Origin of the sequence: Flavobacterium proteolyticum, from assembly GCF_015223105.1 — a bacterium.
GTDB classification, from domain to species: Bacteria; Bacteroidota; Bacteroidia; order Flavobacteriales; family Flavobacteriaceae; genus Flavobacterium; species Flavobacterium proteolyticum.
This window is the reverse complement of record NZ_JADFTZ010000005.1, coordinates 192,455-207,609: the sequence shown is the minus strand read 5'-3', so window position 1 is coordinate 207,609 and position 15,155 is coordinate 192,455. Positions and strand designations below refer to the sequence as shown.

20 protein-coding genes are annotated in these 15,155 nt (G+C 30.8%); all 20 read left to right on the top strand.

The features are described from left to right. Positions 1 to 135: 135 nt before the first annotated feature. The 20 genes from IM755_RS11065 (at position 136) to IM755_RS10970 (ending at position 15,155) form a co-directional block, all read left to right on the top strand. Positions 136 to 723, top strand: a complete 588-nt coding sequence (locus IM755_RS11065) for a hypothetical protein (RefSeq protein WP_194096800.1) — start codon at positions 136 to 138, stop codon at positions 721 to 723. Between the two features lie 168 nt (positions 724 to 891). Beyond that, complete coding sequence (locus tag IM755_RS11060) at positions 892 to 1,536, top strand: hypothetical protein (protein ID WP_194096798.1); 645 nt, start codon at positions 892 to 894, stop codon at positions 1,534 to 1,536. Between the two features lie 70 nt (positions 1,537 to 1,606). Continuing rightward, positions 1,607 to 2,203, top strand: a complete 597-nt coding sequence (locus IM755_RS11055) for a hypothetical protein (protein ID WP_194096796.1) — start codon at positions 1,607 to 1,609, stop codon at positions 2,201 to 2,203. Between the two features lie 294 nt (positions 2,204 to 2,497). Then, entirely contained in the window at positions 2,498 to 2,908 is a 411-nt protein-coding gene (locus IM755_RS11050) for a hypothetical protein (protein WP_194096794.1), read from the top strand. 156 nt (positions 2,909 to 3,064) lie between these two features. Further along, positions 3,065 to 3,583 (top strand): SMI1/KNR4 family protein, encoded by a 519-nt coding sequence (locus tag IM755_RS11045; protein WP_194096792.1) that lies wholly within the window; start codon positions 3,065 to 3,067, stop codon positions 3,581 to 3,583. Between the two features lie 586 nt (positions 3,584 to 4,169). Continuing rightward, positions 4,170 to 4,427: a DUF7660 family protein gene (locus tag IM755_RS11040; protein WP_194096790.1), complete on the top strand. Its 258-nt coding sequence runs from the start codon at positions 4,170 to 4,172 to the stop codon at positions 4,425 to 4,427. Next, positions 4,420 to 4,854: a hypothetical protein gene (locus tag IM755_RS11035; protein WP_194096788.1), complete on the top strand. Its 435-nt coding sequence runs from the start codon at positions 4,420 to 4,422 to the stop codon at positions 4,852 to 4,854. The genes IM755_RS11040 and IM755_RS11035 overlap by 8 nt, the downstream gene beginning before the upstream one ends. Before the next feature lie 176 nt (positions 4,855 to 5,030). After that, entirely contained in the window at positions 5,031 to 5,762 is a 732-nt protein-coding gene (locus IM755_RS11030; RefSeq protein WP_194096786.1) for a hypothetical protein, read from the top strand. A gap of 102 nt (positions 5,763 to 5,864) precedes the next feature. After that, positions 5,865 to 6,116: a hypothetical protein gene (locus IM755_RS11025; RefSeq protein WP_194096784.1), complete on the top strand. Its 252-nt coding sequence runs from the start codon at positions 5,865 to 5,867 to the stop codon at positions 6,114 to 6,116. A gap of 570 nt (positions 6,117 to 6,686) precedes the next feature. Continuing rightward, complete coding sequence (locus IM755_RS11020) at positions 6,687 to 7,484, top strand: cation diffusion facilitator family transporter (RefSeq protein ID WP_194096782.1); 798 nt, start codon at positions 6,687 to 6,689, stop codon at positions 7,482 to 7,484. Continuing rightward, positions 7,481 to 7,642: a hypothetical protein gene (locus IM755_RS11015; RefSeq protein WP_194096780.1), complete on the top strand. Its 162-nt coding sequence runs from the start codon at positions 7,481 to 7,483 to the stop codon at positions 7,640 to 7,642. Before IM755_RS11020 ends, IM755_RS11015 begins: the two co-directional genes overlap by 4 nt. A 23-nt stretch (positions 7,643 to 7,665) precedes the next feature. Beyond that, the gene (locus tag IM755_RS11010) at positions 7,666 to 8,826 is read left to right on the top strand and encodes a hypothetical protein (protein ID WP_194096778.1); all 1,161 of its coding nucleotides are present in this window, start codon (positions 7,666 to 7,668) and stop codon (positions 8,824 to 8,826) included. A 164-nt stretch (positions 8,827 to 8,990) separates the two neighbouring features. Further along, positions 8,991 to 9,467, top strand: coding sequence for a hypothetical protein (locus IM755_RS11005; protein WP_194096776.1), 477 nt, complete (start codon positions 8,991 to 8,993; stop codon positions 9,465 to 9,467). Positions 9,468 to 9,621: 154 nt separating this feature from the next. After that, positions 9,622 to 10,146: a hypothetical protein gene (locus IM755_RS11000; RefSeq protein ID WP_194096774.1), complete on the top strand. Its 525-nt coding sequence runs from the start codon at positions 9,622 to 9,624 to the stop codon at positions 10,144 to 10,146. 150 nt (positions 10,147 to 10,296) lie between these two features. After that, on the top strand, positions 10,297 to 10,986 hold the full coding sequence (locus IM755_RS10995) for a hypothetical protein (RefSeq protein ID WP_194096772.1): 690 nt from the start codon (positions 10,297 to 10,299) through the stop codon (positions 10,984 to 10,986). 172 nt (positions 10,987 to 11,158) lie between these two features. Continuing rightward, positions 11,159 to 11,599 carry an SMI1/KNR4 family protein gene (locus IM755_RS10990; RefSeq protein ID WP_194096768.1) on the top strand — a complete coding sequence of 147 codons (441 nt, stop codon included), beginning with the start codon at positions 11,159 to 11,161 and terminating at the stop codon, positions 11,597 to 11,599. A gap of 191 nt (positions 11,600 to 11,790) precedes the next feature. Next, entirely contained in the window at positions 11,791 to 12,396 is a 606-nt protein-coding gene (locus IM755_RS10985) for a tetratricopeptide repeat protein (RefSeq protein ID WP_194096766.1), read from the top strand. Positions 12,397 to 12,559: 163 nt separating this feature from the next. Next, positions 12,560 to 13,204 carry a hypothetical protein gene (locus tag IM755_RS10980; RefSeq protein WP_194096763.1) on the top strand — a complete coding sequence of 215 codons (645 nt, stop codon included), beginning with the start codon at positions 12,560 to 12,562 and terminating at the stop codon, positions 13,202 to 13,204. A gap of 182 nt (positions 13,205 to 13,386) precedes the next feature. Beyond that, positions 13,387 to 13,956 (top strand): hypothetical protein, encoded by a 570-nt coding sequence (locus IM755_RS10975; RefSeq protein ID WP_194096761.1) that lies wholly within the window; start codon positions 13,387 to 13,389, stop codon positions 13,954 to 13,956. A gap of 887 nt (positions 13,957 to 14,843) precedes the next feature. Next, a complete protein-coding gene (locus IM755_RS10970; RefSeq protein ID WP_194096758.1) occupies positions 14,844 to 15,155 on the top strand; it encodes a hypothetical protein in 312 nt (103 codons plus the stop codon).

The following is a 15,155-nucleotide window of genomic DNA, read 5'->3' as shown; positions in this document are numbered from 1 at the left end:
GCGGTTTGCTTCAATGGCTACTTCCGGATTTTCCTACGGAAAATCCGCTGCTGAATGGAATGTTTTGTTATATTTGTAAAGGCTTGGTGTTGGTGCAACGCCACTGAGAGCAAGCCGCAGAACGTTGGCAACAATATGGAAAATAAGTATAAAAATAGAAAATATCGTTTTTCAATCGCTATCCCAATTCTTACAATAATAGGAATCGGTATTGTTACAGTGTTTTCAGCTTACTATGAAAAAAAATGGTCGTTTAACTGGTCTGAAATTAGAGGGAAAATAAAAGATTCAATCAAAATTGCTGAAATTCATGGAATTTCAAATGGTGTTGGTGGTAATGGTATGTCAACAGAAAAGGAAGTTAATCGAAGAAGATGGATTATGGAAAATGCGACTGATAAAGAGCTTTTAAATCTTATTGAATATCCAAATGGAACAATAAAAGCAATTGCATATGAAGGGCTTTTAAGGCGAAATGAGTTTAAATGGAAAACTGAATTAACCTTAAAAGCAATCAACGATACAATATATCGAGTTGATTATCAATCAGGTTGCTTAAGTTCGAATAGATTAATTGGAGAATATTTAATAGAAGATGTATTAATGATAGATGAAAGAATGCCAGTTTCACGTAATTTGATAAAAATTGATTTTGAATTTAATGAAGATGACAAAAAAAAGATTCTTAGTTCGTATAGAAGAATAACATTCGACGATTTTTAAAATACTGTTGCCAACACCGGTTTGCTTCAATGGCTACTTCCGGATTTTCCTACGGAAAATCCGCTGCTGAATGGAATGTTTTGTTATATTTGTAATGGCTTGGTATTGGTGTAACGCCACTGAGAGCAAGCCGCAGAACGTTGTACAACATTTAAAAACACCTAAAAATTGAACAAAATAATATTGTTATTAGCACTTTTAGTTTTCACAAACACATTCGGACAAGTGCAGAAAAAATTCTTTGTTGAAGACGTAAAAAGTATTGAATATGTTACTGTAAATTTCTGTGTGAATAATGAAGCGAAAATTAGTCAAGTAACAATTCTTACGAACAAAACAACATATAAAAATGAGTATAATATTGAGCAACTTCGACAATATCTTCTCGGAATACAATATTATCCTGACAGTAAACTAAAAAATAATTGTTACGATTCAACTTTTGAATTCATAAATAATAAATACGAAAATAAAAGCCTAAATGAAGAGGAGTGTAAAGCTTGCGAAAAATTCAAAACTGGAATTTACGAATACAAACATGTACTTTATAGAGACACCAAAATTAAACGGAAAAGAAAAGTTCAAAGAGAAATTTTCAAAGGAGGCGAACAAATTTATTATATAAAATGGATTTCTGGTTGTCATTATGTTTTAACCTATAAAAAAATGACAGAACCACGTTTAAAACATTTGATTGGTAAGGAAATTGACGTTCAAATCATTGATGTTTTGGAAGATGGAAGTTATGTTTATAGGTCAAAAGCAAATTTTGAGGAAAAAGTTGATTATGGAATAATTAAAAAAGTAGAATAAAAAACGTTGTACAACAGCGGTTTGCTTCAATGGCTACTTCCGGATTTTCCTACGGAAAATCCGCTGCTGAATGGAATGTTTTGTTATATTTGTAATGGCTTGGTGTTGGTGCAACGCCACTGAGAGCAAGCCACAGAACGTTGTAAGCAATTTTAGAAAAACTATGAACCGTAAATTTATTATTGAACTTTTTGACGAAACAGAAGTTAAAGCATTACCTATTCATTATAAAACTTTGGAATACTTTGAGGGTTTTGTAATCGAAAATATAATCAAGAAATTTAAAATAATTGAAAATAGTAAATGGACCCATAGTTTCGGAATATTTTTTGACTCTTGTGATTATAAAAATATACCTGAACACATAAAAAGTTTTGACGGTATTGAAAAAAGTTTAGTAATTCTTCCGCCACATACATTTTCAAAAGAAGCCATTAAAGGTTATAATGTTCAATTTTTTGCTTCAAAAATAAAAGATAACCCAAATGGTGAATTTATTGGATTTTGTGAAATGATGTTAGACTTTATAGAAACATTTTTTGTTCTTAATTATAAAAAAATAAGCGAATTAGATTTCAAAGAAATTCGAAAAAATGTTGACTGGGAATATCTTAAATCTATTAAATATCCAGCTGATTTGAAAGACCAACATTTCGTAGGAAGATAAAAACTGCTTACAACAGCGGTTTGCTTCAATGGCTACTTCCGGATTTTCCTACGGAAAATCCGCTGCTGAATGGAATGTTTTGTTATATTTGTAATGGCTTGGTGTTGGCGCAACGCCACTGAGAGCAAGCCGCAGAACGTTACCACATATTTACTTAGCACTATGTTTCAAAACTTTTTCATAACTAAAAAATTAAAAAAAATCTCAATACGAGGTAGATTTGCATTTGGTGTGAAATGCATTGAACAATATGCTTTTGAAAAAAATATTGATAATAAATGGATATATAAAATATTGGAAACTCTTTGGGAGTTTACTAATACTGATCGATTAGATATTTGGGATGAAAAAATTGAAGATTTAAATCCTTGGAATATTTTAGAAGAACATCCTGACAATAATCCTTCTAATTATAAAACGCTTTCAATTAATGAATTTAACGAGTTGTATATTTTCTATAATTCTCTCGACAAAAACTTTATCGATATGATTGGAAATGTAATTGAAATCGGAACTGGAAATTTATATGGCGCAACTGGAAAATTTAGTCTATTCTCTCTAAAACCAACTTTAGAAGTATTGAGAATTGCAAAACTCGAAATAAAACAAATCCCCGATATCAAATTTTTTGAATTTTCAAAGTTTTCGGAAGAAAATGGTTGGGGTAATAATTTTAGCAAAGATAAATTAAAAAACATGTGGTAACAACGGTTTGCTTCAATGGCTACTTCCGGATTTTCCTACGGAAAATCCGCTGCTGAATGGAATGTTTTGTTATATTTGTAATGGCTTGGTGTTGGTGTAACGCCACTGAGAGCAAGCCGCAGAACGTTAGCAACAATGCTGAACCAAAACTTTAGAATGACAGAAATAATTACTCCAAATGAATTCGGTACAATAACTGAGAAGAAAATAATAGATTTTCAAAAAATTATTGGGTTTGAACTCCCAGATGATTATTCTAAATTTTTAAAACTTTACAATGGTGGAAAAACCAAATTTGATTCATTAAAAATCTACAACCGAAAAAAAGAAGAGATATGGTCATTTGGTTATCTTTTTGGAATTCATAATAAAGAATATTGGGCAAGTATTTTTTGGGCAATGAAATCATTAGAAAATAGAATCCCTAATGAGTTTTTACCTATAGCAGATAATAATGGTGGTGATTATTATGTAATGAATTTATCAAAAGAAAAATTTGGACAAATATTTATTTGGAATCATGATAATGAATCAGTAAAAAATGGAACAAAATATTATAAAAATTTAACTTTTTTATTTAATTCATTTTCAGAATTATTACAAAACTTGACAATTGACAATAAAAAAATTGATATTACAATTATAGAAACTGATGATGATTTTATTATTAGTTAAATAAACAAAAATGATAAAAAAACACTGTTGCTAACAGCGGTTTGCTTCAATGGCTACTTCCGGATTTTCCTACGGAAAATCCGCTGCTGAATGGAATGTTTTGTTATATTTGTAATGGCTTGGTGTTGGTTCAACGCCACTGAGAGCAAGCCGCAGAACGTTAAATGCAATATATTTTCCGAACTTACGCAGAAAGCTTCGCTCCTGTTTTTTCGCAAGAAAATTAATGAAAATTGTAATCGAAAAATCTTGCGTGATAATGGAAAACTGAAACCAAACTTTGTGCTGAAAATCCTTTTTGGGAAAATTCTCTGTGAAATCAAAAACTGAAACCAAACTTTGCGTGACAAATCAAGTTTGCGTGATATTTGAAACCGAAAACCAAACTTTGTGGATAAACGTTGCGTTGAATTTTTCTGTTCGTGAAAATATAATACTGCATTTAACAGCGGTTTAAAAATATGGCGAGTGTCGGGAAAATCCGAAATGGCACGGTTGTTTAATTTAAAGTTTTTTCTATATTTGTGTTGGTTTGGTTTTGGCTCGTCGCCACATTTTCAAGCCGCGAAACGTTATAGCCAATTTTATGAACGACACAGTTAACGACTTTAAAGTAACCGACAGACAAACTTTCATTAAGTTCCTTGACTTATTGCGAAAGGACTTTTTGGACAATCCTGAAAATTGGGAAAACAAAACTTTACCTGACTTTTTGGAAGCATTAAGTGCATACACAAAAGACGTACAAGGTTATTACGACAATATGAAACTTGATATTAAAGCAGACAAACCAGACTGGTCGACTTTTGCTGACATTTTTAAAGGAGCAAAGATTTATGAATAACGAATATCCAAACCCTTGGAACTTTTCCAATATTGACAAGAACCTATTATCACCAAATGGAAAATATAAAATTGAATTTGGAGAACTATATGAAATTGCAATGGGAGCACCAATTGGTGGAGAATGTTATTTAATTTATGATGACAAGAAAATTAAACTAAACGATTGGAGTGGCGGACCAATTATTTGGAATGAAATAACTGAAAAAATTGCATTACCAATTTGGACAAAACAAAGAAATCAGAAAATTGCTATCGTTGATTTGGCTAATTTGACAATTACGACATTTAAAAAAGAGTTTCGAGTTCTGCATTTTAATAAATTTCTTGATAATAATTTATTTGGCATTGATAGTCCAATTTATATGACAGCAAAATTAAACTTTGACATTGACAAGGAAGAAATAGAAACAATAAAACAACTGTAATAAAAACTGGCTATAACAGCGGTTTGCTTCAATGGCTATTTCCGGATTTTCCTGCGGAAAATCCGCTGCTGAATGGAATGTTTTGTTATATTTGTGGTGGCTTGGTGTTGGATTTACGCCACTGAGAGCAAGCCGCAGAACGTTATGTGCAAGTTTAAGGAACGACACGAGAGACAATGAAACCAAAAATAGTAACAGAAAAAGGTTGGACAGAAGCAACAATTGACGATGACTGCGAATTTAGCAAATTCTATGCAGTTGCTGACCTTTTATCGAATGAATTTAACTTAACATTTTCAAATAAGCTTAACGATTTCGACACGTTGTATTGGGACTTTGAATATAAAGGTAACAACCTTGTATTACATTATAATATTTATCTAGGTATATCCATTTTCCCACGAGCATTTAAATCGGCTACTCAGACAGACAATGAGTTGGTCCTAGAAATTTCTACTTTGCTTTTTCAAAAACTTTTCGACCGTGACTGGTCAGACTTTGAGAATGGAGAAACCATTGGGACAAAAGGTTCTGAGAGTGGGACAATTATTCTCGACATTGAAAATTCTAACGGTGCAAGATTAACATTAGAAAAAGAATGTGGAAGCATCCCATTCGCAATCACAATCGGAATTTATGGACTAATGTTTCACACTCATTTCGAAAGTGAGCTAGAAAAAGCTAATGAATATGTTACCGAGACAAAATATAGAGTAAATAAAATATTTGACTTGTATGATGTATCGGAAGACAAAAGAGACGATTATTGGCATTCAAAACACGACAAGAAAATTAATGAGCTTGCTGAAATGACAGAAATGTCAGTTACAAAAGAAAAACCAGCACATAACAGCACCTTGCCAAAAGCGGGGCGTTCGTGGTGGCAGAAACTTTTCGGCTCCGAATAAACATTAGTGGTAGCTTGAAAGATGGTGCTTCTAAAGCCCCGCCTTCGGCAAGCTGCAAAACGTTGTAAAACAGTTTAGCAGAAATCGTAAAAAAACAAAAATATGACAAATTTCTCAATGAATACAGGAGATGGAACTTTTGAAAAAGTTGTAATAGATTTATTGGTCGACATATTAGCTACTAATAAAGATATTCTAGATAGAATAGATGCTATTTACGAGATTGATGCTGATGGAGATGATAACGAAAACCGTATTTTGGTACTTCAATATTTACAAGAAAAATACGGTGAATTACCAAAAGTTTTATCGGATTTTTTAAAAACGAAAGGAATAGATAAACCGAATAAGTAGTTTTACTTTTATTATAAGACTTAATTAAAAGTATTTTCATAATTAAATAATTTAATATTAATAATAAACCATGTTTACAATATGTTAAATGGTTCTCTCATTGTGATAAAAACCTCGCCCGAAAAACGAGGTTTTTAAAGGCGTCTCGCCTACTGGGATAATCTAAGTTTAACTTTTAATGTTGAGATAACATGGAAACAATTATTGCTTTAGTATTCGTGTACTTAATTGTATGCGAATCGAAAAAGACTAATTAAGTCGAACTTAGTTATTATCTTTTCAGACATTGCTCGTTATTTATAGCGAGCTTTGTTTTTTAATATCGTTTCATAATTAAATAATTTTAACCTACTTGACACTTAACAAAGGCGGACAAGTTAAACCTTATAAAACCGATTTTACAACAGTGGTTTGTTTCAAGTGGCGGTTTAGTGATAATCCGAAAACGCAGTTGTAAAATTTAATAATTAGTGTATATTTGTAATGGCTTGGTGCTGAAATTGCCACCTGAAAACAAGCCACAAAACGTTAGCAGTAATGGTAGGACGACCCAACCGACAACAATAGAGAATGAGAAAAACGACATTTAAAATATCAAAAATGGACTGCCCATCCGAAGAGCAAATGATACGGATGAAACTTGCCGACTTGACAAACATCAACTCGTTGGACTTTGATATACCTAACAGACAACTGACCGTTTTTCACACAGAAAACCATGACCAAATTTTTCAGCGACTTGACAACTTAAAATTTGATACTTCTCTTATTGATAGCGTTTCGGCAGACAATTACACAGCAACAGCGGACAACACAGACCGAGAAAGAAAATTGCTTTGGCAAGTTTTAGCCATAAACTTTTTCTTTTTTGCACTTGAACTTACGACAGGTTTTATTTCAAACTCAATGGGACTTGTAGCGGACAGTTTGGATATGCTTGCCGACAGTATTGTTTACGGACTTGCACTTTTTGCAGTTGGCGGAACAATGACACGAAAGAAAAATATTGCAAAATCGGCAGGTTATTTTCAATTGACACTTGCGGTTTTTGGTTTTATAGAAGTTATCAGACGATTTGTTGGAACGGAAACAATTCCAGCATTTCAGACAATGATAATTATTTCAATTCTTGCTCTTATTGGTAATGGACTTTGTTTGTATTTACTGCAAAAAAGTAAAAGCAAAGAAGCTCATATGCAAGCAAGTATGATTTTTACTTCTAATGACGTAATTGTAAATCTTGGAGTAATCGTAGCAGGCGGACTTGTTTACTTGACAAACTCAAAATATCCTGACCTTATCGTTGGAACAATTGTATTTTTCATCGTTGGACAAGGAGCATTTAAAATTCTAAAACTATCAAAATGACGGACGAAAGAAGAACCACTACTGCTAACAGCGGTTTGGCAAAAGGCGGGGTTTCGTGCTTCGTAGAAACATTTGTGCAAGGTTCAACATTTGTACTTCGTTTAAACTTTAGTGCTAAAAATCCCGCCCTTCGCCAAGCCGCAAAACGTTGTGCGTAATTTAAAAGAAAATCGCGATAAAAATGGACGCTAAAATTGAAAAATATAAAGAAATCGCTTTAAAGATTTTATCTCCAATTAAATCAATCGATGAAAATACAAAAGCTGAGAAAAACTTTTTATTTACAGCAAAAAGATGTCCAACTACAAATAGACTTCCAAATTATTATTTAGTATATTTTTTATTTGCAGATTTATTAAAATACAAAGATTTAGGGAAATTTGAAAAAATAGCTTGGTCTTTTCCCATTGAATATAATGGTAAAGCGTTTTTAATAGAATATAGAAAATTTGGAATTGGTATTTTTGTAAATGACATTGAAAAAGACCAAGTAGAAGCAAATGAAATTGTAAACAAAATCATAAGAGCTGTTAAAGCAGTCAAATTGTATTATAATTATGTAGCAGAAGAAGGTGTAAAAAAATCTGAAATCAATGTAAATAATTTTAATTCTGATTTATTTGAAAGGTTTAATTATTTAAAAGATTTATACAAAAAACAATATTCTAAATACGAAAAAAATAAAGGAAAAACTACAACCAAAAATTTACCAAATGGTGGAAAAGTAGTAAGCAGATTAGATTACAAATTTTTAAAAAACTCTAACCATCTTGCAATCTCAACAATTGAAGCTTTCTTTAGTTGGACGGAACATCTTTTTATTCATATCGCTATAATTGCTCAAAATATTTCAGACGGAGAAAAAATTTCAAAATTAATCGAAGCTGAATGGAAAACTAAATTCATTACTGCAATTCCTTTATCAAACAAAGAAGAAAGCAAGTTTTACAATGAACTTTTATTAGTAAGACAACAAATGAGAAACTTTGTCGCGCACGGAGCTTTTGGAAAAAATGGAAATGCTTTTCAGTTTCATTCAAAAACTGGTGCTGTTCCCGTATTAATGAGCCACGATAAAACTAAAAATAAATATGATTTTCAGGGAAACCTAAACTTCAATGATGAGGAAGTTATCAAGTTAATAGAAAATTTCATTGAATATTTATGGAAAAGTAAATACAACACTGTTATGCTCTATACTCAAGAACATTATTTACCAACAATTGTAACTCTAGCGAAAAATGGAGTTTATAAAGAAGCTGTTGAAAGTATTGAAAATATGGAAGAATTCATAGAAAGACTTACAAACAAACTAGATGATTCTGCAAATATGGATTGGTAATAAACTACGCACAACAGGCGTTTGGCAAGATTGCAAATTTTGTAGTAAATTCACGTTTACATTTCGCAAGAAATTTTATCTTTAACAGAAAATAATCGGTTCCGAAGCTCGCAACCTCGCCAAGCGCCGGAACGTTGTAGGCAAGCATAAAAAAAACTGCTAAAATGAAATTTAGTTTATCCTTACTCTTTTTAATTTTAATAAGTGTACAACATGGAAATGTTGAAGGAGATTATTATAACCACTTTGGTAATAAACTGAAAATCAATTCAGACAAAACGTTCCTTTATACTTGGAATTTTGATTTAGCTTCAAGTTGGAGTAAAGGAATGTGGGAAATGAAAAACGATACAATATATTTTGAAGTAATTCCATTGTATGATACTTTAAGAAGGCCTAATTTAAAAGACTCGTTAGTTTTATCAATTGACCAAAAACCGCAGCTGATAACTGATATGAGTATTGTATTCATTGAGGCTTTATCTTCTGGCGGACAAAATAGACAGAAAATGAGCTCGAAATTATATTTTGATGGAGAAAAATTGATTGAGATAAAAGAAAATGGAAAGTTAGACAATAGAAAACTGAAAGCATTTTGGGAAAATAAAAAGTATAATACCTGGTTTGTAAAAAATAAATAAAATGCCAGCCTACAACAGCGGTTACAAGTAATGGCTAGTTCAGTTATATTCCGAAAATTCTCCGAATTTTCTAAAATAAGTTTATATTTGTTATGGCTTGGTAATGGTTTACGCCACTACTTGTAGCCGCGACACGTTGTACTGCATTTTAGAAATGAAATATCGAAGAAATAAATATCTGACTTTAAAAGGCAAAATTCAAGAAGTAATACTTCCAGATTCTACTTATGGTGGATGGATAGTTTATGAGAATAATGAACCGATATTTTATGTGAATATTTTTAATTACAAGTCAAAAAGTGATAATCTTGTAAATGTTATTATAACTGAAAGCGAATCTGATTTTAATGATATTTTAACTGATATAAACAAACGTTTCAATAGAAATTTAACCTTATCATTAAAAAAGAATATTGCAATTAAAATAAGCTCAAAACTTATGGAATCAGATTTGGGTTCATTACCATTCGAATGGATTGAACATTATACCAAATTTATAAAAGCACCTTGGGAAAAATATCCCGACATAAATCCAAATGATATGTTTTGGAGAATGGGAAAAGGTGAAGATGCAATTTCAATTTTTGCGAGATATTACAACTCCCTGAATAAGACTGAAAAGAATAATTTTAAAACTAAATATGAACCGACAGCTGAATGGTCTGATTTTTACGAATAGAAAAACGCAGTACAACAGCGGTTTGCTTCAATGGCTACTTCCGGATTTTCCTACGGAAAATCCGCTGCTGAATGGAATGTTTTGTTATATTTGTAATGGCTTGGTGTTCGTGCAACGCCACTGAGAGCAAGCCACAGAACGTTAGCAGAAATGTTAAACAAAATCATGGGTAAAATGAATTCGACTAAATTAGACCAATTTGAAATTGAAAACATTGAGGATGTTTTACCAATGTTTGAAGAAACTTTCAAAATCAAACTTGAAACTGAAGAAACTGAAAATATAAATAACTTCAGTGAATTTAGTGATTTAATTATTTCAAAAATAAAGTTTAAAAATGATAGTTTATGTACAAGCCAAAGAGGATTTTATAAATTTAGAAAAGCTTTGGAAAACGAAAATATCATTAATAAAAACCAAATTTCTCCAAACACAGAATTGAAAAGTATTTTCTCGAAAAAAAACAGAAGAAAAAAAGTAAAAAGCGTAGAACAGATTTTAGGATACGAACTTGATGTTTTAGCGCCAAGTCAATTAACAATTAATATTTTGTTTTTTACTTTAGTATTATCTTTTATCGGTTTATTTTTTGTTTGGAAAATTGCACTAATCGGAATATCTATTTCTCTTTTTGGTTATTATCTAACAAAATATACGAATAGATTAGATAAACAAACTGTTCGAGAACTTATTGAAAGAAATACTGCTCAACACTATTCTAAAATTAGAAACAACGAAAACTCATTTAATAGAAATGAATTTAAAGCAGTAATCTTAGAGTGGTTTTCTGAAAATGCGGGAATTGAAAAGAAAAAACTTAAAAACAGTTCATTTATATAAAAAAAACACTTCTGCTAACAGCGGTTTGCTTCAATGGCTATTTCCGGATTTTCCTACGGAAAATCCGCTGCTCAATGGAATGTTTTGTTATATTTGTAATGGCTTGGTGTTGGTTCAACGCCACTGAGAGCAAGCCGCAGAACGTTGTGCATAATTTTAACCGAACTTTAAAATGCCATTTCCTTTAGACAAAAAATATATAGAAGAAACTGAATCGGAACTGAATGTAAAATTCCCATCTGAATTTAAAAGCCGAATGATAAAATCAAATGGCGGAGAATTATTGATTTCGGATGAGTTTGAATTTGAACTTTATCCATTTTTCGATAAAACCGACCGAAAAAGAATAAGTCGGACTTGTAATCACATCGGACTTGAAACAAAAAATGCTCGCAAATGGAAAGGATTTCCTAAAAATGGAATCGCAATTGGTGCGGACGGATTTGGGAATCAGTTAATCTTAACTCATAATGGAAATGGGAATTTAACTGACGACCTATATTTCTGGAATCACGAAACAAGAGAAGTGGAGAAAATAGCTGAATCGATTAATAAACTTTACGTAGAAAAAAGCACATTCTGGAATAAAATAAAATCGAAGTTTAATAAATAAAAAAACTATGCACAACAGCGGTTTGCTTCAATGGCTACTTCCGGATTTTCCTACGGAAAATCCGCTGCTGAATGGAATGTTTTGTTATATTTGTAGTGGCTTGGTGTTGGTGCAACGCCACTGAGAGCAAGCCGCGAAACGTTAGCAGTAACCTTTAGAAAATTCACGGTCGAAGAGAAGATTATTAAAATATGAGAATCAAAACATTAACAATATTCGTTTTCATTACGTTTCTATTGGTATCTAGCTGTAAAAATGCTAAGATTGAAAACATTGAAATAAAAGACAATAAGCAATGCGAAGAATTTAATAAAAAGCATGTGAAATTTGCCATCGCTGAACAGAATGACAGCGCAATATATTACATTGACAAAGCTATTAAGTGTAATCCTGAACATGAGAATTACAAATTTAGTAAAGTAAGATTCTTAATCGGGCTGAATAAATATGAAGAAGCGGAAAAGGTATTGTTAACTTTTAAAAATCCAGAAGAACCAACAATTAAAATGAATATTGGAATTTTAAAGCTGAAAACCAATGACGCACAAAGTGAAAATATTCTAAAAGATGTTCACTCAAAGTTTGAAAATCTAAAAAGTAAAAGCTCAACTTATTTCTTTTATAAAATAGCATTAGACAATTATTTCTACGGAAAAGATTACGCATTAAATCAGATTAAAGAATATAAAAGAGAATATACTACAGCTTACGATTTGCAAAATATAAACGCTTTAGAAAACTCTATTATGAATAATGAAAAAAAAGAAGTTCTATTCAAACTGTTAAACATAAATTAGTTTAAAATCAAGGTAAGGCTACTGCTAACAGCCGTTTCTCGCAATTGCGAATTTTGTTGTAAGTTCACATTCACGTTTCGCAAGAATTTTTATCTTTAACGGAAAATAAAAAGTTCCGAACTTCGCAACTGACGAGAAGCGGCGGAACGTTGTGCGTAATACTATGAAAAACCTACTCAAAATAACTTTCTTACTACTTTTAATAAGTTGCAATGCTAGAAAATCTGAAATTATTGAAAATGTAATTCAAGAAAAAGAACCGAAAACTGAGAATCCTGAAAAAAGTATTTTGGTAATTGATAATGGCAAATATAAAAGTGTTATTTTCCAATCGGAATACGCAAAAGAATTTAGTAAAAATGATACAACTAAATTTGTATTCTTTGACATTTCTATTGAAACAGTTGAATTTATTAATAAAAATCTAAACAAAGAATATTGTAATGCTGTTCATAAATGGAAGAAAAAATACTGGGAAGAAATTATAGAAACCATAAAACATAATAAGAATGAATACTTATTAGAAGAATATAATAATTTTACAACAACTTCACTTAAAGATTGCAATGAAAAAGTAAATGATTTAGATTATTATGACAGACAATTTATTGGAATCAATAGCCCAAGTGGTAAGAAAGTAATTTATATACAATTGTTAGACTTGAGAGACGATACAGAAAATTTGAAAATTAGTCTTGAAAAAGAATTTATAATTGGATATCATGGATTTTTTGAAAGTCCAAAAAGAAAATCAATTCAGTTTTTAGTAGATGAAAAACGATTTATATATTCAGGAAATGAAGATTGAAAATACTACGCACAACAGCGGTTTGCTTCAATGGCTACTTCCGGATTTTCCTACGGAAAATCCGCTGCTGAATGGAATGTTTTGTTATATTTGTAAGGGCTTGGTGTTGGTGCAAAGCCACTGAGAGCAAGCCACAGAACGTTATGCACAATATAACGACAACTCATAACTGAAATTATTAAATGAAAAGTAAAACTGTAACTAGAAGACAAAAGGTTTCTGGTATAATTTTAACATTACCATTTCTAAGTGCCGTGACATTATTAATCATTGGACTTTTCACATTAGACAACATTTACCTTGACAAAGGATTTAGGGTAAATTTTACTGCTATAACTTTATTATTGATTACTCACATTGTTTCAATTATAATTCTCATAAGACTTGATAAAATTGACTTAGACTTACCAATATCTAAATTTAAGAAAGTAATTTCAATCATTGGACTTTTAATTTTATCATTACTTTTTAGTTTTTTATTAGAAATGGGATTACGTATGAATCTCAATTATTGGTTGAAAAACGATGTTGTGGAAAAGATTGAACTAGTAGTTATTGATAAAAATATTTCTCACGGAAAAGCAACAGACTACTATATAATTTTCAACTCAAGTAGTGGAAGATTAAAAAACAAAGTTAAACGAAGAAATTACGAATCTTTTTTAATAGGAGAAAAATATAATGCTACTGTGAACAAAGGCTTTTTTGAAGGATATTTTTTGACAAAACCATTGAATAAAATAAATGACTAATAAAAAAACTGTGCATAACAGCGGTTTGCTTCAATGGCTACTTCCGGATTTTCCTACGGAAAATCCGCTGCTGAATGGAATGTTTTGTTATATTTGTAATGGCTTGGTGTTGATTTAACGCCACTGAGAGCAAGCCTCATAACGTTAACAAACATATTGAAAACCGAATCCAAATGATAATATTTAAACCAAGTTTTACAATTAATGAAATTGGAAAGAAACAATTTTATTCGGGTTTAATTATTGGCTTAGGATATTCAATAATCTTTAATTATTTACTCAGGTTAATTACATTGTTTGCAAATTTCTCCTTGAGTCGTAAAAATCCATATTTTATAAATTTGGAAAATTATGATATTTCTCAATTTATGCTAAATCTAATTGGAATTAGTTCTGTTTGCTTTGGTTTTACATTCACAACTTATGTTTGGCTTTCCAAACTTAACTTTGGAAATAAAAAATTGAATATCCGAAAACGATACGCTCAAGCTAATTCGCTTTTTATTATTTTTACTTGTTTTTTATTTTTAATAAGACTTTGGAATTTTTTCATTCAAAACCCAATTTCACTTGAAAAAGATTTTGGTTTATATTGTTATCTACTACCTATTTTCATCTTTTTATACAATTGGAATTTAATAAACCGAATATATAAAGTCCAAAAAATGATTTTAGTAATAGTTCCTTTAATAATTATTATTGGGAAATTACTTAGCCTAAATTAAATACGTTTGTTAACAGCGGTTTGCTTCAATGGCTACTTACGGATTTTCCTACGGAAAATCCGCAGCTGAATGGAATGTTTTGTTATATTTGTAATGGCTTGGTGTTGGTACAACGCCACTGAGAGCAAGCCGCAGAACGTTAGCAAACAGTTTAGAAAAAAAATGAAATCAGGAACAATATCTATTATTTTTGGAGCTTTAGGAATTCTTTTTATAGTTTGGTTTAATTATCAAACTTATGAATTATACCAAACAGAATTTTTAAAAATTCAAAATAGTTCTTTAATGGAACCGACAATTGTAACAACTGGAAAATCCTATAAACTTATTGCTTTAGGAATAGTTACACTCGGAATTTTATTTGGAGTAAAATCTATGCGTGAAAAAAGTAGCAACGGAAAAATTGGAATAGTTTTATCCTTAATTGCTTTAATTTTAACTTTTATCCCTGTTTGGACATTTTTTATCAAATAA

Coding starts and splice junctions, on each gene's coding strand:
- IM755_RS11030 (WP_194096786.1), top strand. CDS start 5,031: ATGAAACCAAAAATAGTAACAGAAAAAGGTTGGACAGAAGCAACAATT.
- IM755_RS11035 (WP_194096788.1), top strand. CDS start 4,420: ATGAATAACGAATATCCAAACCCTTGGAACTTTTCCAATATTGACAAG.
- IM755_RS11005 (WP_194096776.1), top strand. CDS start 8,991: ATGAAATTTAGTTTATCCTTACTCTTTTTAATTTTAATAAGTGTACAA.
- IM755_RS11015 (WP_194096780.1), top strand. CDS start 7,481: ATGACGGACGAAAGAAGAACCACTACTGCTAACAGCGGTTTGGCAAAA.
- IM755_RS11000 (WP_194096774.1), top strand. CDS start 9,622: ATGAAATATCGAAGAAATAAATATCTGACTTTAAAAGGCAAAATTCAA.
- IM755_RS10970 (WP_194096758.1), top strand. CDS start 14,844: ATGAAATCAGGAACAATATCTATTATTTTTGGAGCTTTAGGAATTCTT.
- IM755_RS11065 (WP_194096800.1), top strand. CDS start 136: ATGGAAAATAAGTATAAAAATAGAAAATATCGTTTTTCAATCGCTATC.
- IM755_RS10990 (WP_194096768.1), top strand. CDS start 11,159: ATGCCATTTCCTTTAGACAAAAAATATATAGAAGAAACTGAATCGGAA.
- IM755_RS11020 (WP_194096782.1), top strand. CDS start 6,687: ATGAGAAAAACGACATTTAAAATATCAAAAATGGACTGCCCATCCGAA.
- IM755_RS11040 (WP_194096790.1), top strand. CDS start 4,170: ATGAACGACACAGTTAACGACTTTAAAGTAACCGACAGACAAACTTTC.
- IM755_RS11025 (WP_194096784.1), top strand. CDS start 5,865: ATGACAAATTTCTCAATGAATACAGGAGATGGAACTTTTGAAAAAGTT.
- IM755_RS10980 (WP_194096763.1), top strand. CDS start 12,560: ATGAAAAACCTACTCAAAATAACTTTCTTACTACTTTTAATAAGTTGC.
- IM755_RS11010 (WP_194096778.1), top strand. CDS start 7,666: ATGGACGCTAAAATTGAAAAATATAAAGAAATCGCTTTAAAGATTTTA.
- IM755_RS11055 (WP_194096796.1), top strand. CDS start 1,607: ATGGAATGTTTTGTTATATTTGTAATGGCTTGGTGTTGGTGCAACGCC.
- IM755_RS10985 (WP_194096766.1), top strand. CDS start 11,791: ATGAGAATCAAAACATTAACAATATTCGTTTTCATTACGTTTCTATTG.
- IM755_RS10975 (WP_194096761.1), top strand. CDS start 13,387: ATGAAAAGTAAAACTGTAACTAGAAGACAAAAGGTTTCTGGTATAATT.
- IM755_RS10995 (WP_194096772.1), top strand. CDS start 10,297: ATGTTAAACAAAATCATGGGTAAAATGAATTCGACTAAATTAGACCAA.
- IM755_RS11045 (WP_194096792.1), top strand. CDS start 3,065: ATGACAGAAATAATTACTCCAAATGAATTCGGTACAATAACTGAGAAG.